General features: G+C 65.1%; 17 protein-coding genes and 1 pseudogene. 11 read left to right on the top strand and 7 right to left on the bottom strand.

Going from position 1 to position 19315, the window contains the following annotated elements:
• The first annotated feature begins 73 nt into the window (after nt 1-73).
• The 4 genes from odhB (at nt 74) to IVB47_RS10205 (ending at nt 4150) form a co-directional block, all read left to right on the top strand.
• Nucleotides 74-1318 (top strand): 2-oxoglutarate dehydrogenase complex dihydrolipoyllysine-residue succinyltransferase, encoded by a 1245-nt coding sequence (gene odhB / locus IVB47_RS10220; RefSeq protein ID WP_247461347.1) that lies wholly within the window; start codon nt 74-76, stop codon nt 1316-1318.
• Between the two features lie 64 nt (nt 1319-1382).
• Nucleotides 1383-2132 (top strand): SDR family oxidoreductase, encoded by a 750-nt coding sequence (locus IVB47_RS10215; RefSeq protein ID WP_247461345.1) that lies wholly within the window; start codon nt 1383-1385, stop codon nt 2130-2132.
• A 56-nt stretch (nt 2133-2188) separates the two neighbouring features.
• Nucleotides 2189-3586 (top strand): dihydrolipoyl dehydrogenase, encoded by a 1398-nt coding sequence (lpdA, locus tag IVB47_RS10210; RefSeq protein WP_247439429.1) that lies wholly within the window; start codon nt 2189-2191, stop codon nt 3584-3586.
• A gap of 33 nt (nt 3587-3619) precedes the next feature.
• Entirely contained in the window at nt 3620-4150 is a 531-nt protein-coding gene (locus IVB47_RS10205; protein WP_247461343.1) for a hypothetical protein, read from the top strand.
• 144 nt (nt 4151-4294) lie between these two features.
• On the opposite strand, the gene IVB47_RS10200 is transcribed toward IVB47_RS10205, so the two are convergent.
• Together IVB47_RS10200 and IVB47_RS10195 are read right to left on the bottom strand one after the other, a co-directional pair.
• The gene (locus IVB47_RS10200; RefSeq protein WP_247284916.1) at nt 4295-4885 is read right to left on the bottom strand and encodes a DUF4337 domain-containing protein; all 591 of its coding nucleotides are present in this window, start codon (nt 4883-4885) and stop codon (nt 4295-4297) included.
• 99 nt (nt 4886-4984) lie between these two features.
• A complete protein-coding gene (locus tag IVB47_RS10195; RefSeq protein ID WP_247461340.1) occupies nt 4985-5950 on the bottom strand; it encodes a tyrosine recombinase XerC in 966 nt (321 codons plus the stop codon).
• Nucleotides 5951-6062: 112 nt separating this feature from the next.
• Between IVB47_RS10195 and IVB47_RS10190 the strand changes: the two genes are divergently transcribed.
• Entirely contained in the window at nt 6063-8273 is a 2211-nt protein-coding gene (locus IVB47_RS10190; protein ID WP_247461338.1) for a primosomal protein N', read from the top strand.
• Between the two features lie 106 nt (nt 8274-8379).
• Here IVB47_RS10190 and IVB47_RS10185 read toward each other — a convergent pair whose 3' ends face one another.
• Nucleotides 8380-8889 (bottom strand): septal ring lytic transglycosylase RlpA family protein, encoded by a 510-nt coding sequence (locus IVB47_RS10185; RefSeq protein WP_027566411.1) that lies wholly within the window; start codon nt 8887-8889, stop codon nt 8380-8382.
• Nucleotides 8890-9535: 646 nt separating this feature from the next.
• Between IVB47_RS10185 and IVB47_RS10180 the strand changes: the two genes are divergently transcribed.
• The 6 genes from IVB47_RS10180 to IVB47_RS10155 all read left to right on the top strand — a co-directional run bounded on the left by IVB47_RS10180 (nt 9536) and on the right by IVB47_RS10155 (nt 16426).
• Nucleotides 9536-10096 (top strand): F0F1 ATP synthase subunit delta, encoded by a 561-nt coding sequence (locus IVB47_RS10180; RefSeq protein WP_027566412.1) that lies wholly within the window; start codon nt 9536-9538, stop codon nt 10094-10096.
• Nucleotides 10096-11625 (top strand): F0F1 ATP synthase subunit alpha, encoded by a 1530-nt coding sequence (gene atpA, locus IVB47_RS10175; protein ID WP_007604342.1) that lies wholly within the window; start codon nt 10096-10098, stop codon nt 11623-11625. Before IVB47_RS10180 ends, atpA begins: the two co-directional genes overlap by 1 nt.
• 153 nt (nt 11626-11778) lie before the next feature.
• Nucleotides 11779-12654 (top strand): F0F1 ATP synthase subunit gamma, encoded by an 876-nt coding sequence (locus tag IVB47_RS10170; protein ID WP_027566413.1) that lies wholly within the window; start codon nt 11779-11781, stop codon nt 12652-12654.
• Nucleotides 12655-12706: 52 nt separating this feature from the next.
• On the top strand, nt 12707-14149 hold the full coding sequence (gene atpD, locus IVB47_RS10165) for a F0F1 ATP synthase subunit beta (RefSeq protein WP_027566414.1): 1443 nt from the start codon (nt 12707-12709) through the stop codon (nt 14147-14149).
• An 86-nt stretch (nt 14150-14235) separates the two neighbouring features.
• Entirely contained in the window at nt 14236-14643 is a 408-nt protein-coding gene (locus tag IVB47_RS10160; protein ID WP_027566415.1) for a F0F1 ATP synthase subunit epsilon, read from the top strand.
• A gap of 151 nt (nt 14644-14794) precedes the next feature.
• Complete coding sequence (locus IVB47_RS10155; protein ID WP_247461335.1) at nt 14795-16426, top strand: adenylate/guanylate cyclase domain-containing protein; 1632 nt, start codon at nt 14795-14797, stop codon at nt 16424-16426.
• A gap of 76 nt (nt 16427-16502) precedes the next feature.
• On the opposite strand, the gene IVB47_RS10150 is transcribed toward IVB47_RS10155, so the two are convergent.
• The 4 genes and pseudogenes from IVB47_RS10150 to IVB47_RS10135 form a co-directional block, all read right to left on the bottom strand.
• Entirely contained in the window at nt 16503-17003 is a 501-nt protein-coding gene (locus tag IVB47_RS10150; protein WP_247461332.1) for an RNA pyrophosphohydrolase, read from the bottom strand.
• 64 nt (nt 17004-17067) lie between these two features.
• The gene (locus IVB47_RS10145; protein WP_027566418.1) at nt 17068-17571 is read right to left on the bottom strand and encodes an RNA pyrophosphohydrolase; all 504 of its coding nucleotides are present in this window, start codon (nt 17569-17571) and stop codon (nt 17068-17070) included.
• A gap of 75 nt (nt 17572-17646) precedes the next feature.
• Entirely contained in the window at nt 17647-18879 is a 1233-nt protein-coding gene (locus IVB47_RS10140) for a divergent polysaccharide deacetylase family protein (protein WP_247461330.1), read from the bottom strand.
• A 145-nt stretch (nt 18880-19024) separates the two neighbouring features.
• Nucleotides 19025-19315: pseudogene (locus IVB47_RS10135) on the bottom strand (peptidase S41); the annotation flags it as partial.

Below are 19315 nucleotides of genomic sequence, written 5' to 3'. Positions count from 1 at the left end.
ATGCCCCGCCTTCGCGGGGCATGACACCTGTGAAATTCCCGACCGCATTGGCGATCTCCTTAAGGAAAAGACCATGACTGAAATTCGTGTGCCGACCCTCGGCGAATCCGTCACCGAGGCCACCATCGGCCGCTGGTTCAAGAAGGCCGGCGATCCCGTCGCCGTCGACGAGCCCCTGGTGGAGCTCGAGACCGACAAGGTGACCATCGAAGTCCCGGCGCCCTCCGCCGGCACGCTGAGCGAGATCATCGCCGCCGATGGCGCCACCGTCGCGGTCGGCGCGCTGCTTGGCCAGATTACCGAAGGTGCCGCCGGCGCTGCCAAGCCGGCTGCCGCTGCGCCCGCAAAGCCCGCGGCTGCCGCTCCTGCTGCCGCCGCTGCGGCTGCTCCCGCTGCGGCGAAGGTGCCGCCGGCGGATGCGCCGCTCGCCCCGTCCGTGCGCAAGCTCTCGGCCGAGACCGGCGTCGACGCCTCGACCGTTCCCGGCTCCGGCAAGGACGGCCGCGTCACCAAGGGCGACATGCTCGCCGCGATCGAGCGTGCGGCCTCGGCGCCGACCCCGGTCAACCAGCCGGCTGCTGCGGTTCAGGTCCGCGCACCCTCGCCGGCCGATGACGCCGCCCGCGAAGAGCGCGTCAAGATGACCCGGCTGCGCCAGACCATCGCGCGCCGCCTCAAGGACGTGCAGAACACCGCCGCCATGCTCACGACCTTCAACGAGGTCGACATGACCAACGTCATGGCGCTGCGCGCCCACTACAAGGATGCGTTCGAGAAGAAGCATGGATCGAAGCTCGGCTTCATGGGCTTCTTCACCAAGGCCGTCGTGCAGGGGCTGAAGGATATTCCGGCCGTCAACGCCGAGATCGATGGCACCGATCTGATCTACAAGAACTACTATCACATCGGCGTCGCCGTCGGCACCGACAAGGGCCTCGTCGTGCCCGTGGTGCGCGACTGCGACAACAAGTCGATCGCCGACATCGAGAAGGGCATCGCCGATTTCGGTCGCCGCGCCCGTGACGGCCAGCTCAAGATCGACGAGATGCAGGGCGGCACCTTCACCATCACCAACGGCGGCATCTACGGCTCGCTGATGTCGACCCCGATCCTGAACGCGCCGCAGTCCGGCATTCTCGGCATGCACAAGATCCAGGAGCGGCCGATGGTCGTCGGCGGCAAGATCGAGGTCCGCCCGATGATGTATCTGGCGCTGTCCTACGATCACCGCGTCATCGACGGCAAGGAAGCGGTGACCTTCCTGGTTCGCGTCAAGGAGAGCCTGGAAGATCCGGCGCGCCTGGTGCTCGATCTCTGATCGCTGATGCTATGCGAGCGCCGTCGCCTTTCGCGACGGCGCGTGTCGAACCATGGAGGCACGCGTGACCGATAAAGTCGTTGTCATCACCGGCGGCAGCCGCGGCATCGGCCGCGCGACCGCGATTGCGGCGGCCGCGCGCGGCTTCCGCGTTGTCGTCGGCTATGCCAGCAACAAGACGGCCGCCGACGAGGTGGTCGCGGAGATCGCGGCCAGCAACGGCAAGGCCATCGCGGTGAAATGCGACGTCGCCGAGGAAAGCGATATCCTGGCGTTGTTCAAGGCCGCGGACGCGTTCGGCACGCTCGGCGCGCTGGTCAACAATGGCGGTATCGTCGGAACCAGCGGCGTGCGCGTCGACGAGATGTCGGCCGAGCGCATCCAGCGCGTGATGGCGGTCAACGTCACCGGCTCCATCCTCTGCGCGCGCGAAGCGGTGAAGCGGATGTCGAACAGGCACGGCGGCCAGGGCGGCGTCATCGTCAATCTGTCATCGGTTGCCGCCAAGCTCGGCGCGCCGAACACCTATGTCGACTATGCCGCGTCCAAGGGCGCGATCGATTCCTTCACCGTCGGCCTCGGCTATGAGGTTGCCGGCGAGGGCATTCGCGTCGCGGGCATCCGGCCCGGCCTGATCGACACCGAAATCCACGCTGCCGGCGGTGAGCCCGACCGCGCCCATCGTCTGGCCCATATGGTGCCGATGAAGCGCGTCGGTACCGCCGATGAAGTCGCCAATGCCATCGTCTGGCTGATGTCGGACGATGCCTCCTACGTCACCTCAGCCATTCTCGATGTGTCCGGCGGACGCTGACGCGCCGCGCGGACGCCGACACATCCCTCAACGCTAAACTTACGGGACTTTCTCTCATGGCATACGATCTCGTCGTCATCGGCACCGGACCGGGCGGTTATGTCTGCGCGGTGCGTGCAGCGCAGCTCGGCATGAAAGTCGCCGTGGTCGAAAAGAACGCGACGCTCGGCGGCACCTGCCTCAATGTCGGCTGCATGCCGTCCAAGGCGCTTCTGCACGCCTCCGAAATGTTCGAGGAGGCCGGCCATTCCTTCGCCAAGATGGGCGTCAGCGTCTCCGCGCCGAAGCTCGATCTGCCTGCGATGATGAACTTCAAGCAGCAGGGCATCGACGGCAACGTCAAGGGCGTCGAGTTCCTGATGAAGAAGAACAAGATCGACGTGCTCAAGGGCGCCGGCAAGATCCTCGGCACCGGCAAGGTCGAAGTCTCCGCCGACGGCAAGTCGCAGGTGATCGAAACCAAGAGCATCGTGATCGCGACCGGCTCGGACATCGCGCGCCTCAAGGGCATCGAGATCGACGAGACGCGCATCGTGTCGTCAACCGGCGCGCTGTCGCTGGACAAGGTCCCGGGCAAGCTGCTGATCGTCGGCGCCGGCGTGATCGGGCTCGAGCTCGGCTCGGTCTGGCACCGTCTCGGCGCCGAAGTCGTCGTCGTCGAATTCCTCGACCGTATCCTGCCCGGCATGGACGGCGAGATCGCCAAGCAATTCCAGCGCATCCTGGAGAAGCAGGGCTTTACGTTCAAGCTGGGTGCCAAGGTCACGGGCGTGGACACCTCCGGCAAGACGCTGAAGGCGACGGTCGAGCCCGCCGCGGGCGGCGCTGCCGAGACGTTGGAAGCCGACGTCGTTCTCGTCTGTATCGGTCGTGTGCCGTACACGGAGGGGCTGGGCCTGAAGGAAGCCGGCGTCGCGCTCGACAATCGCGGCCGCGTGCAGATCGATCCGCACTTCGCCACCAGCGTGAAGGGCGTCTATGCCATCGGCGACGTCGTCGCGGGCCCGATGCTCGCGCACAAGGCCGAAGATGAAGGCGTCGCTGTTGCCGAGATCATCGCCGGGCAGGCCGGCCACGTGAACTACGATGTTATCCCAGGCGTCGTGTATACCACGCCGGAAGTATCCTCCGTCGGCAAGACCGAGGAGGAGCTGAAGCAGGCGGGCGTGGCCTATACCGTCGGAAAGTTTCCCTTTACCGCCAACGGCCGCTCCAAGGTCAACCAGACCACCGACGGCTTTGTGAAGATTCTCGCAGATGCGAAGACCGATCGCGTGCTCGGCGTGCACATTATCGGCCGCGAAGCCGGCGAAATGATCCATGAGGCGGCCGTTCTCATGGAGTTTGGCGGCAGCGCGGAGGATCTCGCGCGCACCTGCCACGCGCACCCGACCCGCTCGGAGGCCATCAAGGAAGCCGCGCTTGCAGTCGGCAAGCGGGCCATCCATATGTAGGTCGCGCCCAGCGCCGAATCGGGCGGGAAACACATGCTACGCCGCCTGCTTCAACCGGTCTGGGTCCTGCTTGCGATCATCTTCCTGATCGAAGCCTGGCTGTGGGACCATCTCGAACCGATCGTTGCGCGCGTTGTCGCAATTGTTCCGCTCGCGCGGTTCAAGCAATGGCTGTCGGACCGCGTCGATGCGCTGTCGCCGGCGATGACGCTGATCGTGTTCGCCGTGCCCATCATCCCGCTGTTTCCGCTCAAGCTGGTCGGTCTGTGGTTGCTCACGCACGAATACTGGACCAGCGCGGTCTTCACCATCGTGTTCGCAAAGCTGCTCGGGGTCGGCGTCACCGCCTTCGTCTTCGACGTGACGCGCGACAAGCTGATGGAGATGGCTTGGTTCGAGCGGCTCTATGATCTGGTGCTGAAGCTGCGTGCCAAGGCCGCCGAGCTGGTCGATCCGATCAAGCGGCGCATCAGGGAGCTGATCGCCGGCAACGGCGAAGGCTGGTCCTCCCGCACGCTCCGCCTGATCCAGCGTTTTCGCAAGAGCGTGCACGAAGCGCGCTGAGCGTCGCCACTTGTTCAGTGTCATTGCCCGCGAAGGCGGGCAATCCAGTATTCCAGAGACAGTGAGGCTAGAATCGAGAGGCCGCGGCGGACTGGATGCCCCGCCTTCGCGGAGCATGACAGCGGAGTATGTGGCCTCATCACCTCAATGCAGATGCAGCAGATGCGGCGACCAGGCGCCGAGCACGGTCATCCCAAGTCCGGCAAGCGACAGCAGGCCCGCGATCCAGGCGAGCGGCAGCATGCCGGTGATGATGGTGGCTGAGGCCAGCACGATGCCGATCTGGAAGGCGGCGGACGCCAGCTCGAAGTGATGATATTTCGCAGTCGCCTCGTCGCGCTCATGCTCGGCGTGCTTGGCCTTTTCGGCCAACTGCTCGGTGCCTTCGCCGGTCTCCGGCTCGGAGCGGTAGCGCTGCGCGGTCTTCTGCCAGTCCTCGATCTGCTTCTGAGCCGCGGCCTTGGTGGCCTCGTCGGTCGCGGCGCCGAACGTCAGCTTGCCCTGCTCGGCCGCGGTCTGCACCACCGTGCGGCGGATGCTCTTGGCCTGGAAGAAGGCCCAGAGGTTGGAAGCCTCGACGTTCTTGCTGATCGATTCGGTCTGGGCGCCCTTGCCGAGCGTCTCCGAGATCGCCAGGAAAAGCGCCAGAACGGCGATCAGGAGCGCGATCTTCTTGTTCGAGCCGGACGCGTGTTCGGCGTGCTCGGCATGCTCCATGCTTTCATGTGCGCTCATAAATCCCTCCTGGCTCGGTTCCCACGATTGACCGAACCGCGGGCGCCGCGCAAGGGGCATGCGCGCCGAGAGGCTTGCTATGACAGCTTCATGTCAGCATCACCGCCGAGGATGCGCGCTGGCATAGACTTCCAGCAGCCGCTCGGCATCGATGCCGGTATAGATCTGCGTGGTCGAGAGCGAGGCATGGCCGAGCAATTCCTGGATCGCGCGCAGATCGCCGCCGCGTGACAGCAGATGCGTCGCGAAGGAATGCCGGAGGGCGTGCGGCGTGGCGCTGTCGGGCAGGCCGAGCGCGCCGCGCAGCCGCTCCATCGCGAGCTGGATGATACGCGGGCTCAAGGGCCCGCCGCGCGCGCCGACGAAGATCGGGCCCTCGGCCGGCAGCGGATACGGGCAAATCGCGACATAGTCTTGCACCAGTGCGAGCACGTTCTGGAGCACCGGCACCATGCGGGTCTTGTTGCCTTTGCCAGTTACGATCAGCACGTCGCCCTCGCCGGGACGCGGCACCTCGCGGCGCGTCAGCCCCAGCGCTTCGGAGATGCGCAGGCCCGAGCCGTAGAGGAGAGCCATCACCGCGGCATCGCGCGCCAAAATCCAGCTCTCGCGATCCTCGCCGGCGCGCTCGTCGGCGTCCGCAAGACGTTTGGCCGACGCCATCGGGAGCGGCTTTGGCAGGCTCTTGGCGACTTTCGGCGCGCGGATCGCCGAGAGCGCCCCGACCTTGCCTTTGCCTTCGCGTTCGAGGAAGCGGCCGAACGAGCGCAGGCCCGCGAGTGCGCGCATCAGCGAGCGCCCGGCAATATCGTCGGCGCGGCGCATCGCCATGAAGGCCCTGATATCGGTGGCCTCCAGCGCGGCGAAACGCTTCAGCGTCACCCGCTCGCCCCAATGGCCGCAGAGGAAATTCAGGCACTGCCGCAAATCGCGGGCATAGGCTTCCAGCGTCTTCGGCGACAGCCGCCGCTCCGCGCCGAGATGCGACAGCCAGCGCATCACCTCCTGCGCGATATCAGGATCGGCGCTGGCGAGCTCGATGTATGGGACGGCCGCTTTGCTCATGCGCTCTGGACGTGGTGATTCCACTCAGTATATCGCATCACACTCGTTTATCGTTCGCTAAGGCCGCCTCAGGGCGCTAGCCTTGAGGCCCCCTGGTTCCGATTCCCCCTCCATGGATCACACGTCGCGCAGCAACGCCGTCTCCGCCAACGCGACCCGCATGGTCGACGTGCTGGTGCCGGTCGCGCTCGACCAGACCTATTCCTACAAGGTGCCGCGTGGGATGGAGCTGAAAGCGGGCGATATCATCGGCGTGCCGCTCGGCCCGCGCGAGGTGCTCGCCGTGGTCTGGGCCGAAAACGCCAATCCGGATCCGCGCCTGCACAACCGCCTCAAGGAGGTCAGCGAAAAGCTCGGCATCCCGCCGCTGAAGCCCGAGTTGCGTGCGGTCGTGGACTGGATCGCCAATTACACGCTGAGCCCGCGCGGCATGGTGCTGCGCATGTGCCTGCGGATGGGCGAGAACCTCGGCCCCGAGCGGGTGCGCGCCGGCGTGCGCCTGGTCGGCGATCCGCCAAAACGTCTGACGCCGGCGCGGCAGCGCCTGATCGAGGTGCTGTCGGACCGGCTGCTGCACGGCAAGTCGGAAGCCGCCAAGGAGGCCGGCGTTTCGGCCGGCGTGATCGACGGCCTCGTCGACGAAGGCACGCTCACGGTCGAGCCGATGCCGCCGGCTCCGCCGCCGCCCGCACCCGATCCGGATTTCAGCCGGCCGGAGTTTTCGCCGCTCCAGCGCGCCGGGGTCGATGCCATGCGCGCGCTCGCGGCCAACGGCAGCTTTCACGTCGCGCTGCTCGATGGCGTCACCGGCTCGGGCAAGACCGAGGTTTACTTCGAAGCCGTGGCCGAGGCGATCCGACGCGGAAAGCAATCGCTGATCCTGATGCCGGAGATCGCGCTCACCGGCCAGTTCCTCGACCGCTTCGCGCAGCGTTTTGGCGTGCGGCCTCTGGAATGGCATTCCGAGCTGACGCCGCGCACTCGCGCGCGCAATTGGGCGGCGATCTCCGAGGGCAGCGCGCCGGTCGTGGTCGGCGCGCGCTCGGCGCTGTTTCTGCCCTACGCCAATCTCGGCCTCATCGTGGTCGATGAAGAGCACGACCAGGCCTACAAGCAGGACGAGGGCGTGCATTATCACGCCCGCGACATGGCGGTGGTGCGCGCGCATATCGCAAAGGTCCCGATCGTGCTGGCGTCGGCGACGCCGTCGGTCGAGTCCGAGGTCAATGCGCGCAAGAACCGCTATCAGCGCATCGCGCTGCCGTCGCGCTTCGGCGGCCAGCACATGCCGCATATCGAGGCCATCGACATGCGCCGCGAGCCGCCGGCGCGCGGCCGCTTCATCTCGCCGCGGCTAGCGTCCGAGATCAGGACCGCGATCGAGCGGCGCGAGCAGGCGCTCTTGTTCCTCAATCGCCGCGGCTATGCGCCGTTGACGCTGTGCCGCGCCTGTGGCCATCGCTTCGCCTGCACCATCTGCGACGCCTGGCTGGTCGATCATCGCTTCCGCCAGCGCCTCGTCTGTCACCATTGCGGTTTCTCGATGCCGCGCCCGCAAACCTGCCCGCATTGCGCGGCGGAGGAATCGCTGGTCGCGGTCGGGCCCGGTGTCGAGCGCTTGCAGGAGGAGGCGGCGGCGCTGTTCCCGGAGGCGCGTACCATGGTGCTGTCGAGCGATCTCATCACCTCGATCGAGACGATGCGCTCCGAGCTGAATGATATTGCGGAGGGCCGCGTCGACGTCATCATCGGCACCCAGCTCGTCGCCAAGGGCCACAATTTCCCGCGGCTCAACCTGGTCGGCGTGGTCGATGCGGATCTCGGCCTGTCCAATGGCGATCCGCGCGCCTCGGAACGCACTTGGCAATTGCTCAACCAAGTGATCGGCCGTGCCGGCCGCGAGCAGGGCCGCGGCGTCGGCTATCTCCAGACCCACCAGCCCGATCATCCCGTGATGAAGGCGCTGATCGCCTGCGATCGCGAAGCCTTCTACGACAGCGAGATCGATTTGCGCGAGCGCACGCTCTATCCGCCGTTCGGGCGGCTCGCGAGCCTGATCATTTCCGCCGGCGACCGGCCGAGCGCCGAAGGCTTTGGCCGCCACCTCGTCGCGCTCGCGCCGCGCGATGAGCGCGTGGTGGTGCTGGGCCCGGCGGAAGCCCCGCTCGCGGTCATCAAGGGCCGCTACCGCTTCCGCATTCTGGTGAAATCCGCGCGCGGCTTCGACCTGTCGGATTATCTGCGCAACTGGCTTGCCGCATGCCCGAAGCCGAAGGGCAATCAAAAGCTCGAAGTCGACGTCGATCCGCAGAGCTTTTTGTAGGCCACCGCTCTCTCCCCGTCGCTGCGCTCCTCGCAATGACGGCGGAGGAACAAACAAAAAGCCCGCCGTCCCCAAGACGGCGGGCTTGTTTCACGCGTCGCGCGTCTTAGGAGACGACTTCCGCGGTGACGCGGCCGACGCCGGCGCCGGTGAGGCCGATGGCACGGGCAGCGCCCGTGGAGAGGTCGAGGACACGGCCGCGAATGAACGGGCCACGGTCGTTGATGGTGACGATGACGCTCGAGCCGCCATGGGTGACCCGCAGCTTGGTGCCGAACGGCAGCGAACGGTGCGCCGCGGTCATGGCGTTCTGGTTGAAGCGCTGGCCCGAGGCGGTCCTGCTGCCGGACTCGTTGCCGTAAAAGGAAGCCATGCCGGAGAAGGAACGTCCGGTGCCCTGCGACGGCGTCATCGACGCATTGGCGTTACGCCAATCGGAGGTCGTGTTGGCATCGTTCTGGGCGTGGTGGCGGTGATGATGGTGGGAATACCGATGGTGATGGCGGGATTTGGCGGAAGCTTCGGTGGCAGTTCCACCGATGAGAAGAGTTGCGGCAACAAAGGCGATCGCCGTACGCGGCCGGGTCACAGAGCCCAGCGTCTTCAAACAAAGCATATATTGGTCCCTAAGCTAGTATTGCCACATATGTGGCAAGTGGAGCCCCCGTAAGTTTGCGAGCGGGACCGCGTTTCGATTCCTAATGAGGCGTGAATTGGGCAGTAAATCCGTTCTGTGTCTTCATGTAATATCTTGTTACCGGCAGGGATATTCGGCCGATATTCCGTAATCTTGGATTTTAACGATTCATTAACCTCTATATTACTTACAAATACTGTAAAACGAAGTCATCGCTTCCCGCATTTTGAATTGGGTAAGTATTCGGCGAGTGAAGCGGATGCGCCCGGAATCACGCCTCAGCGATCCGTGTTCATGGCCGCTATGCGCTGAGGGCAGGAACAAATCGCCGGCGTCGGCTCATGGGCTGGCTTAAGCGCTGTGGCAATTCCGCGGCGTGGCAGGTCGTCGTCGCGTCGTCGTGGACTGCGACGAACTGGCGACAGAACGTCATGCCTTTAATTTGGCGTCATGTTGCACGTGCGCGCCTGCTATGTTAGCAAAGCCGCGATTTTAACGAGCCCGGCACTTCCGTGCGGGGTCGAAAATCGAAGTCCCGCTTGAATTCCAAGGGCTTGGATCGCTAGGCGCCGCTTTGTGGCGACGGTTTTTCCCTTGCGAGTTTGACAGCAAAAAGAGCACGTCTGTGGCTGCAGAAGATACGTCCGTTTCCGGTGTGTCGGGCCGTTATGCAACGGCCTTGTTTGAACTGGCCCGCGACCAGAAAGTGGTCGACGAGGTCAAAGCCGATCTCGAGAAATTCGAGGGCATGCTCAACGAAAGCGCCGATCTGAAGCGCCTCGTTCGCAGCCCGGTTTTCGCGGCCGACGCCCAGTCCAGGGCCCTCTCGGCCGTGCTGGACAAGGCAGGCATCGCCGGCATCTCCGCCAATTTCCTGAAAGTGCTGACCGCCAACCGCCGCCTGTTCGCGGTGGCTGACGTCATCCGCGCCTATCGCGCCTTGGTCGCCAAGTTCAAGGGCGAGGCCACGGCCGACGTCACCGTGGCGGAGGCGCTCTCGGACAAGAATCTCGACGCCCTCAAGGTTGCCCTGAAGTCGGTGACCGGCAAGGACGTCGCGCTCAACGTGAAGGTCGATCCCTCGATCATCGGTGGCCTCGTGGTCAAGCTTGGCAGCCGGATGATCGATAGCTCGCTTCGCACCAAACTCAATTCGATCAAGCACGCGATGAAAGAGGCAGGCTGATGGACATCCGCGCCGCGGAAATTTCCGCGATCCTCAAGGACCAGATCAAGAATTTCGGCCAGGAAGCTGAAGTCTCCGAAGTCGGACAGGTGCTGTCCGTCGGTGACGGTATCGCCCGCGTTTACGGTCTGGATAACGTCCAGGCCGGTGAAATGGTCGAGTTCGAGAACGGCACCCGCGGCATGGCGCTGAACCTCGAAACCGACAACGTCGGTATCGTTATTTTCGGCGCCGACCGCGAGATCAAGGAAGGTCAGACCGTCAAGCGCACCCGCGCCATCGTGGACGCGCCGGTCGGCAAGGGCCTGCTCGGCCGCGTCGTCGACGCGCTCGGCAACCCCATCGACGGCAAGGGCCCGATCCAGGCCGACAAGCGCATGCGCGTCGACGTCAAGGCGCCCGGCATCATTCCGCGCAAGTCCGTGAACGAGCCGATGGCGACCGGCCTCAAGGCGATCGACGCCCTGATCCCGATCGGCCGCGGCCAGCGCGAGCTGATCATCGGCGACCGTCAGACCGGCAAGACCGCGATCGCGCTCGACACCATCCTCAACCAGAAGCCGCTCAACGCGCAGCCGGACGAGAACATCAAGCTGTATTGCGTCTACGTCGCGATCGGCCAGAAGCGCTCGACCGTTGCCCAGTTCGTGAAGGTGCTGGAAGAGCAGGGCGCGCTGGAATATTCGATCATCGTCGCCGCCACGGCGTCCGATCCGGCACCGATGCAGTACATCGCGCCGTTCACCGGCTGCACCATGGGCGAGTACTTCCGCGACAACGGCATGCACGCCGTCATCATCTATGACGATTTGTCCAAGCAGGCCGTCGCCTACCGCCAGATGTCGCTCCTGCTGCGCCGCCCGCCGGGCCGCGAAGCCTATCCGGGCGACGTGTTCTATCTGCATTCCCGCCTGCTCGAGCGCGCGGCGAAGCTGAACAAGGACCAGGGCTCCGGCTCGCTGACGGCGCTGCCGGTCATCGAAACCCAGGCCAACGACGTGTCGGCCTACATTCCGACCAACGTCATCTCGATCACCGACGGCCAGATCTTCCTCGAAACCGACCTGTTCTTCCAAGGCATCCGCCCCGCGGTGAACGTCGGTCTGTCGGTGTCGCGCGTCGGCTCCTCGGCGCAGACCAAGGCCACCAAGAAGGTCGCCGGCAAGATCAAGGGCGAGCTGGCGCAGTACCGCGAAATGGCGGCGTTCGCGCAGTTCGGCTCCGATCTCGACGCCTCGACCCAGCGCCTGCTCAACCGCGGCTCGCGTCTCACCGAGCTGCTGAAGCAGCCGCAGTTCGCGCCACTGAAGATGGAAGAGCAGGTCTGCGTGATCTGGGCCGGCACCAACGGCTATCTCGATCCGCTTCCGGTCAACAAGGTGCGTGCGTTCGAGGACGGTCTGTTGTCGCTGCTGCGCGGCAAGAATGTCGAGATCCTCAACGCGATCCGCGACAGCCGCGATCTCTCCGACGACACCGCCGCCAAGCTGAAGTCGGTGGTCGAAGGTTTCGCCAAGAGCTTCGCATAAGAGAACGGTCGCAAGGCCGGGCTTCTTGTCCCGGCCTTCCGTGCCTCACTGCATGGAAACGAAGACGTGGATGCCCGGGACACGCCCGGGCATGACGACTGGGATAGGCTAGCGGCTTGATCCAAGCGATCGAACCGCCGGGGTGAACGAAGAATGGCGTCACTTAAAGACATGCGCGTCCGCATCGCCTCCACCAAGGCGACGCAGAAGATCACCAAGGCCATGCAAATGGTCGCGGCGTCCCGATTGCGCCGCGCCCAGCAAGCGGCCGAGGCGGCGCGGCCCTATGCCGACAAGATGAGCGCGGTGATCTCCAACATCGCCAGCGCTGCCGCCGGTTCGCCCGGCGCGCCGGTTCTGCTGGCCGGCACCGGCAAGGACCAGGTTCACCTGCTGCTGGTCTGCACCGGCGAGCGCGGCCTGTCCGGCGCCTTCAACTCCTCGATCGTGCGCCTCGCGCGCGAGCGCGCCCAGGCGCTGATGGCGCAGGGCAAGGAAGTCAAATTCTTCTGCGTCGGCCGCAAGGGCTACGAGCAGCTCCGCCGCCTGTACGACAAGCAGATCGTCGAGCATCTCGACCTGCGCGGCGTTCGTCAGCTCGGCTTCGTCAACGCCGAGGACATCGCCAAGAAGGTTCTGGCCCGCTTCGACAACGGCGAATTCGACGTCTGCACGCTGTTCTACGCGCAGTTCAAGTCGGTAATTGCCCAGGTCCCGACCGCGCAGCAGATCATTCCGCTGACCGTGGAAGAAAAGGCGGCGAACGCGCCGTCGACGTCCTACGACTACGAGCCGGAGGAAGACGAACTCCTCTCCGGCCTGTTGCCGCGGAATATCGCGGTGCAGATTTTCCGTGCGCTGCTGGAAAACAACGCCTCGTTCTACGGCGCCCAGATGAGCTCGATGGACAACGCCACCCGCAACGCGGGCGAAATGATCCGCAAGCAAACCCAGATCTACAACCGAACCCGTCAAGCCCAGATCACCAAGGAGCTGATCGAGATCATCTCCGGCGCCGAGGCGGTCTGACGCACGAACCAAACGACGGTCGTTCAAGTAAAGAATTTCGAAGGAGAGCTTCATGGCTACAGCAGCTACCCAGGTCGGTCGTGTCACCCAGGTCATGGGCGCCGTCGTCGACGTTCAGTTCGAAGGCCATCTGCCGGCCATTCTGAATTCGTTGGAAACCAGGAACGGCAACATCCGCCTCGTGCTGGAAGTTGCGCAGCATCTTGGTGAGTCCACCGTGCGCACGATCGCGATGGACGTGACCGAAGGTCTGGTCCGCGGCCAGGAAGTGACCGACACCGGTCAGCCGATCTCGGTTCCCGTCGGTGCGGGCACGCTCGGCCGCATCATGAACGTGATCGGCGAGCCGATCGACGAAGCCGGCCCGATCCAGTCCGAGGGCACGCGCGCCATCCATCAGGAAGCGCCGAGCTACACCGACCAGTCGACCGAAGCTGAAATTCTCGTCACCGGCATCAAGGTCGTCGACTTGCTCGCGCCCTATGCCAAGGGCGGCAAGATCGGCCTGTTCGGCGGCGCCGGCGTCGGCAAGACCGTGCTGATTCAGGAGCTGATCAACAACGTTGCGAAGGCGCACGGTGGTTACTCCGTGTTCGCCGGCGTGGGCGAGCGTACCCGCGAGGGCAACGACCTCTATCACGAGTTCATCGAGTCCAAGGTCAACGCCGATCCGAACAATCCGGATCCGAGCGTCAAGTCGAAGTGCGCGCTGGTGTTCGGCCAGATGAACGAGCCGCCCGGCGCCCGCGCCCGCGTCGGCCTCACCGGTCTGACCGTCGCCGAGCACTTCCGTGACCAGGGCCAGGACGTGCTGTTCTTCGTCGACAACATCTTCCGTTTCACCCAGGCCGGTTCTGAAGTGTCGGCGCTGCTCGGTCGTATCCCGAGCGCCGTGGGTTACCAGCCGACGCTCGCCACCGACATGGGCGCGCTGCAGGAGCGCATCACCACCACGCAGAAGGGTTCGATCACCTCGGTGCAGGCCATTTACGTTCCGGCCGACGACTTGACCGACCCGGCGCCCGCGACCTCGTTCGCGCATTTGGACGCCACCACGGTGTTGAACCGCGCGATCTCGGAAAAGGGCATCTATCCGGCGGTGGACCCGCTCGACTCGACCTCGCGCATGCTCTCGCCGCTCGTCGTCGGCCAGGAGCACTACGACACCGCGCGTCAGGTCCAGCAGGTGCTGCAGCGCTACAAGTCGCTGCAGGACATCATCGCCATTCTCGGCATGGACGAGCTTTCGGAAGAGGACAAGCTGACGGTGGCCCGCGCCCGCAAGATCGAGCGCTTCCTGTCGCAGCCGTTCCACGTCGCCGAAATCTTCACCGGCTCGCCCGGCAAGTTCGTCGACCTCGCGGACACCATCAAGGGCTTCCGCGGCCTCTGCGAAGGCAAGTATGACCACCTGCCGGAAGCCGCCTTCTACATGGTCGGCACCATCGAAGAGGCGATCGAGAAGGGCAAGAAGCTGGCGGCCGAGGCGGCCTAAGCTGCGAAGGGCGAGCAGGGAGTAGCGAATAGTCGCGCTGCTCCCCCTCCATTCGCAATTCGCTACTCACCATTCGCAGGTTTCCAATGGCCACCTTCCACTTCGATCTCGTCTCGCCGGAAAAGCTCGCCTTCTCGGGCGAGGTCGACCAGGTCGATATCCCCGGCGTCGAAGGTGACTTCGGCGTGCTGGCGGGACATGCGCCGGTCGTGGCCGCGATCCGGCCCGGCATTCTCACCGTAACCACCGGCGGCAAGCACGAGAAGATCATCGTGCTCGGCGGTATCGCCGAAGTTTCCGACAAGGGCCTGACCGTGCTCGCCGACGTCGCGACCTCGCTGGCCGAGCTCGACCGCGCCCAGTTCGCCGCGACCGTCTCGGAGATGGAAGAGGGATTGAAGGAGCACGAAGGCAACGAGCTCGATCAAGCCATCGCGCGGCTCGACCACTTCAAGAGCATCCAGCAGCAGCTCAACAGCACGGCGATGCACTAAGCCCCGGTGCACTGCGCCGGGGCTCAAGCTACAAATTCCTGAATAAGTTCAGCGCTCGTCACGGAAGTGGCGGGCGCTGAAACTTTGTTGCACCGCGCCGCCGATAGCGCCATTCTGCGCCCGCGAACTTTGTTCCGGGGGCCGGCCGCAGATGAAACGCAAGATCGCAGCGATTTTCGCAGCCGATATTGCCGGCTATTCACGACTGGTCGCGGAAGACGAAGAGGAGACGCTGCGGCGTCTCGCCTCCTATCGCGAGGTCGTCGACGATTTCATTGCCAGGGCGGGCGGACGCATCTTCAACACCGCGGGCGACGCCGTGCTCGCGGAATTTCCAAGCGCAGTCGATGCGGTGCGCTGCGCGATCGATATCCAGGAATCCCTGCGAACCCGCAACATGGCCTATCCGCCAAGCCGGCAGATGTCGTTCCGCATCGGCATCACCATCGGCGACGTGGTCGAGCGCGACGGCGATCTGCTCGGTGACGGTGTCAATATCGCCGCCCGGCTCGAGGGCCTCGCCGAGGTCGGCGGCATCTGCGTTTCCCGCGCGGTGCACGAGCAGGTCGCCAACAAGCTGTCGGTGCAGTTCGCCGATATCGGCGCGCAGGAGGTCAAGAACATCCCGACGCCGGTGCACGCCTACATGGTGGCGATGCGACGCGGGGACGGCAGCTACGCGACGCCGCAGATCAAGAAGGTGACGAAGGCCCCGCCCGCGCCGAACTGGATGTGGCCGCTGGTGGTCGGTGTCGTCTCCATCGTCGCCATCGGCGTCGGCGGCTTCCTCTATTTCACCAAGCTCGAGACGACGAGGGCGCCGGCGATCGCAGCGATCGTGCCAAGCCCTGTATCGAGCCCTGCGCCCAGCGTGGTTGCATCAACAGCGCCAAGCCCATCAGCCACCATGGCGGCGAAAGCGCCGATGCCCATGCCGGCACCATCGGCTTCGCCGATGCTCGGCAAGTTTCCCGCCGACAGCGTCCCCTTCATCAACGAGCGCATCCGCAACTACCTGGCTGGCGACTATTCCGCTGCCGGCGACTACAAGGCGTTCGCGCTCAATGTCGGCGGGTTCACCGGCGCGTCGTTGAATCAGCCGAACGAGGAAGCCGCGCGCAACGCCGCACTCGATCAGTGTCAGAAGCGCGCCGATGCCGCGCAGTCGCCGCGGCGCTGCGAGCTCTATGCGGTCGGCAACAACGTCGTCTACACGCACGGCAAGCCGCCGATGCCGCCGCAACCGTTCGTCCGGCATGATTCCATGACCGAACGCGCCTTCGCCTCGAAAGACTTTCCGATGGTGCGTGATCCCGCCAAGGTCCGGCTCGAGAACATGTTCGCGCCTGCCGCGAAATCCCGCGCGGTCGCGCTCGGCCCGGGCGGTCAATATTTCATGGTGATGGGTGCGTCATCCGCCGACGATGCCGCGCGGCGTTCGCTGGAATCGTGCGGAGCGATCGCCGGCGTCGCCTGCCTGGTCGTTGCGGTCGACGAGAATTTCGTCGTGCCGATCCCGACCTTGCTCCGGATCACCGGCTTCTTCCACGCGGCGTCGAACGCATCGATCGTCGCAGACGCGCGCGACGAGGTCGTGCGCAAGCTCGGAGATGGCATGGGCTGGAACGCCGTCGCGGTTGGCACCGCGGGCCGGCCGGGCTTGGGCCTCAAGGCCGCGGACGAGCAGACCGCCGTCAATTCCGCCCTCGCCGACTGCGCCAAGCGCGACAGCGATTGCCACGTCATCGCGATCGGCCCGTTCACGGTGGGCCCGATCAACTAGGCTCGCGCAATTTCCGGGCAAAGTTCTCTAATGATTTCAACCCCGTTCTACTGTGCATGGGGTTGTTTTCGCGTTTTCAGTTTGCGAACCGCGCAAACTGCTGCGCCACTGCGCTGTAGACGTGGCGGCGGAACGGCACCACGACATCGGGGACGCGGTCGAGCCGCTCCCAGCGCCAGGCGTCGAACTCGGCGGGCTGCCCGTTGCGCGGCGTCAGCGGATCGATCTCGTCATCCTTGCCGGTGAAGCGCAGCGCGAACCACTTCTGGCGCTGGCCGCGGAATTTCGCCAGCCGATGCGTCTGCGGCCCGTCATAGGGCGGGAATTCGTAAGTCAGCCAGTCGGTCTCGCCGAGATAGGTTGCGCTCTTGACGCTGGTCTCTTCCCAGAGCTCGCGCAGCGCGGCGTCGCGCAAATCCTCGCCCTCGTCGACGCCGCCCTGCGGCATCTGCCAGTCCAAGCCCGGAAGGATGATCTCGGGGCCGTCGCCCTTGAAGCGGTGCCCAATCAGCACGTGGCCATCGGCGTTGAACAGAGCGATTCCGACATTGGGACGGTAGGGTTTTTCAGTGGTCACGCGTGGATCTCTCGTCGTCATTTCAGGCGATGCATTAGCATCAAGCTGGAACGGCGACTTGAACTTAATCCTGCGCCAGCGGGGAAAATTCCTTCACCACGCGCTCGTAGACCGGGCGCTTGAACGGGACGATCAGCCCAGTCAGGTTCCTCATCGGCTCCCAGCGCCAGCTCACGAACTCGGCCTTGTGGCCGCCGCCGGGCTTTTCGACGTTGATCTCGCTGTCCTTGCCGGTGAAGCGGACCGCGAACCATTTCTGGCGCTGGCCGCGGTAGCGGCCCTTCCAGGTGCGCCCGGCGACCGTGCGCGGAATGTCGTAAGTGAGCCAGTCCGGAACCTCGCCGAGCCGCTCGACCGAACGCACGCTGGTCTCCTCATAGAGCTCGCGCTTGGCGGCCTCCCAATTGTCCTCGCCGGGATCGACGCCGCCCTGCGGCATCTGCCAGACATGGGTGTCGTCGACATGCTCGATGCCGCCGGCACGCCGGCCGATGAACACCAGTCCGTCCTTGTTGAGCAACATCACGCCGACGCAGGTCCGGTAGGGCAGATCCTCGTAACGCGCCATTCCGCCAGACCTCTCGCATGCTGTCGGTAAGGCTGAAGCAGGCCCCGCGGGTCTGTGCCGTACCAATCCGTTGATTTAGCTGGATTTTGATTTCAGCATCGCGGTTGTCAATGGCACCAAAAGGATACCTCGGTCGCCCAATGTCTTGGTCCAGGCGCCAATGCGCTCGATCGAGACCGGGAGGGCGGAGGCGGTGCCCACGGCCACGCCGCGCTCGCGCGCCGCCGCTTCGAGCTTGGTCAGGGCGCGATCGATCTCGGCCGGGGTCGGCACCGCGTCGATCGCGATATCGCCCTTGCCGAACGGCATCGCCAAGCTGCCGGCAGCCTGGGGCGCGATGCTGCGCGGCGAGGAGCCGTCGTCAAAGAAGCCGAGGCCGCGCTTGGCCGCCTCGCGGATGATCGGCTGCATCGCCGGCTCCGTTGCGATGAAGCGGGCGCCCATGAAATTGGTGAGGCCGGCATAGCCCTGCATCCGGCTCAGATGCCAGTACAGCCGGTCCATGTTCTGGTCGGCACTGAGCGACGTCAGCAGCGTCTGCGGCCCCGGATCGTTGTCGGGGAAGTCATAGGGCTCCATCGGAATCTGGAGGAAGATCTCGTGGCGCTGGGCGCGGGCGCGCTCGGCGAGTTTTCCTGGATCGGACCCATAAGGCGTGAAGGCCAGCGTCACCGCCGCTGGCAGCCGCATGATGGCATCGGTGGTCTTGGCGGCGCCGACGCCGAGGCCGCCGATCAGGATCGCGACCACCGGCATCTTGGCGGCCTTGGCGCGGTCGGCATCCGCCGCATAGACGTTGAACGGCTTGAGGTCGCCGGAAATCGCGGGGATCATGCCGTAGCGCGATTTCTCGAGAAGTTTTGGGTCGATCCCGGCCATGACGGGCGGCGGTGCGGAGGCCGAGGCCGCCTCGCTCTTGCCGGCGGGATCGCCGCCGATCACCACGTCGTGGCGCGTGCCGGTGGAACCGTCGATCATGGTGACGGTCTTCTGCTCGCCCGCCTGCTTCGGCGCCTCCTTGGTCTCGTGCTTCGTCTCCTGCTTGCTGTCCTGGCCGTGGCCGGAAGCGGCCGGCTTGTCATCGCCCGCCTTGTCTGCGGCATTGGGCTCGTGGATCGCGAGCCGCGTCATCGGCTCGCCGCCGAGCGGATCCTTGTTGAAGATGGCGAAGCCGGCAAAGCTGACCAGGAACAGGCCGAGCAGGACAGCGAGCAGCTGCATGGCCGTGAACGGCAGCCGCAGCCGGCGTTTCCGGCGCGGCTTGTCCCGTCCGAGCGGGGCGCTCAGATCATCGGCCGTTTCAGTCATGCGCGATCCCGAATCACTCGAGACGACGATACCACGCCGAGGTCAAGCGGCGGCAGGCCGGGATAGGCCGGGGATAGCAGGAGTTCCAAGCAAAAAGGGCGGCTCCGGGGAGCCGCCCTTTTTCGTCAGATCGCGATGCGCCGACTTAGTTCGCCGCTTTGGGCTTGTCGGTGGTGGCCTTGTCGCCGCCCGGGGTGGGCGCCGCGGAGGCGCTGTTCTTGATGCCGTGGAGCAGATCGTCGGCGAGCTTGAGCGCCTTGTCGTCCTTGGCGTCCGGCGGAACGTAGGACTGCGAGCCGGTCTTCTCGTCGCCGTCGTTCTTGAGGTGGCCGCGCAGCGAAGCTTCGCCCTTGGTGTCGGTGCGCGACTTCAGCTCGTCCGGCACGTCCTGCAGCACTTCGATGTCGGGCACGATGCCCTTGGCCTGGATCGACTT

The sequence above is a fragment of the Bradyrhizobium sp. 62 genome (genome assembly GCF_023073035.1).
Taxonomy (GTDB): domain Bacteria; phylum Pseudomonadota; class Alphaproteobacteria; order Rhizobiales; family Xanthobacteraceae; genus Bradyrhizobium.
The sequence above is the reverse complement of the archived record's forward strand: the minus strand, read 5'-3'. Positions and strand labels throughout refer to the sequence as shown.

Excerpts from the sequence above, each read along its gene's own strand:
- IVB47_RS10195 (WP_247461340.1), bottom strand. The coding sequence starts at position 5,950 with ATGAGCAAAGCGGCCGTCCCATACATCGAGCTCGCCAGCGCCGATCCT.
- IVB47_RS10155 (WP_247461335.1), top strand. The coding sequence starts at position 14,795 with ATGAAACGCAAGATCGCAGCGATTTTCGCAGCCGATATTGCCGGCTAT.
- IVB47_RS10160 (WP_027566415.1), top strand. The coding sequence starts at position 14,236 with ATGGCCACCTTCCACTTCGATCTCGTCTCGCCGGAAAAGCTCGCCTTC.
- IVB47_RS10140 (WP_247461330.1), bottom strand. The coding sequence starts at position 18,879 with ATGACTGAAACGGCCGATGATCTGAGCGCCCCGCTCGGACGGGACAAG.
- IVB47_RS10145 (WP_027566418.1), bottom strand. The coding sequence starts at position 17,571 with ATGGCGCGTTACGAGGATCTGCCCTACCGGACCTGCGTCGGCGTGATG.
- lpdA (WP_247439429.1), top strand. The coding sequence starts at position 2,189 with ATGGCATACGATCTCGTCGTCATCGGCACCGGACCGGGCGGTTATGTC.
- IVB47_RS10170 (WP_027566413.1), top strand. The coding sequence starts at position 11,779 with ATGGCGTCACTTAAAGACATGCGCGTCCGCATCGCCTCCACCAAGGCG.
- IVB47_RS10190 (WP_247461338.1), top strand. The coding sequence starts at position 6,063 with ATGGATCACACGTCGCGCAGCAACGCCGTCTCCGCCAACGCGACCCGC.
- IVB47_RS10205 (WP_247461343.1), top strand. The coding sequence starts at position 3,620 with ATGCTACGCCGCCTGCTTCAACCGGTCTGGGTCCTGCTTGCGATCATC.
- IVB47_RS10200 (WP_247284916.1), bottom strand. The coding sequence starts at position 4,885 with ATGAGCGCACATGAAAGCATGGAGCATGCCGAGCACGCCGAACACGCG.
- odhB (WP_247461347.1), top strand. The coding sequence starts at position 74 with ATGACTGAAATTCGTGTGCCGACCCTCGGCGAATCCGTCACCGAGGCC.
- atpD (WP_027566414.1), top strand. The coding sequence starts at position 12,707 with ATGGCTACAGCAGCTACCCAGGTCGGTCGTGTCACCCAGGTCATGGGC.
- IVB47_RS10185 (WP_027566411.1), bottom strand. The coding sequence starts at position 8,889 with ATGCTTTGTTTGAAGACGCTGGGCTCTGTGACCCGGCCGCGTACGGCG.
- atpA (WP_007604342.1), top strand. The coding sequence starts at position 10,096 with ATGGACATCCGCGCCGCGGAAATTTCCGCGATCCTCAAGGACCAGATC.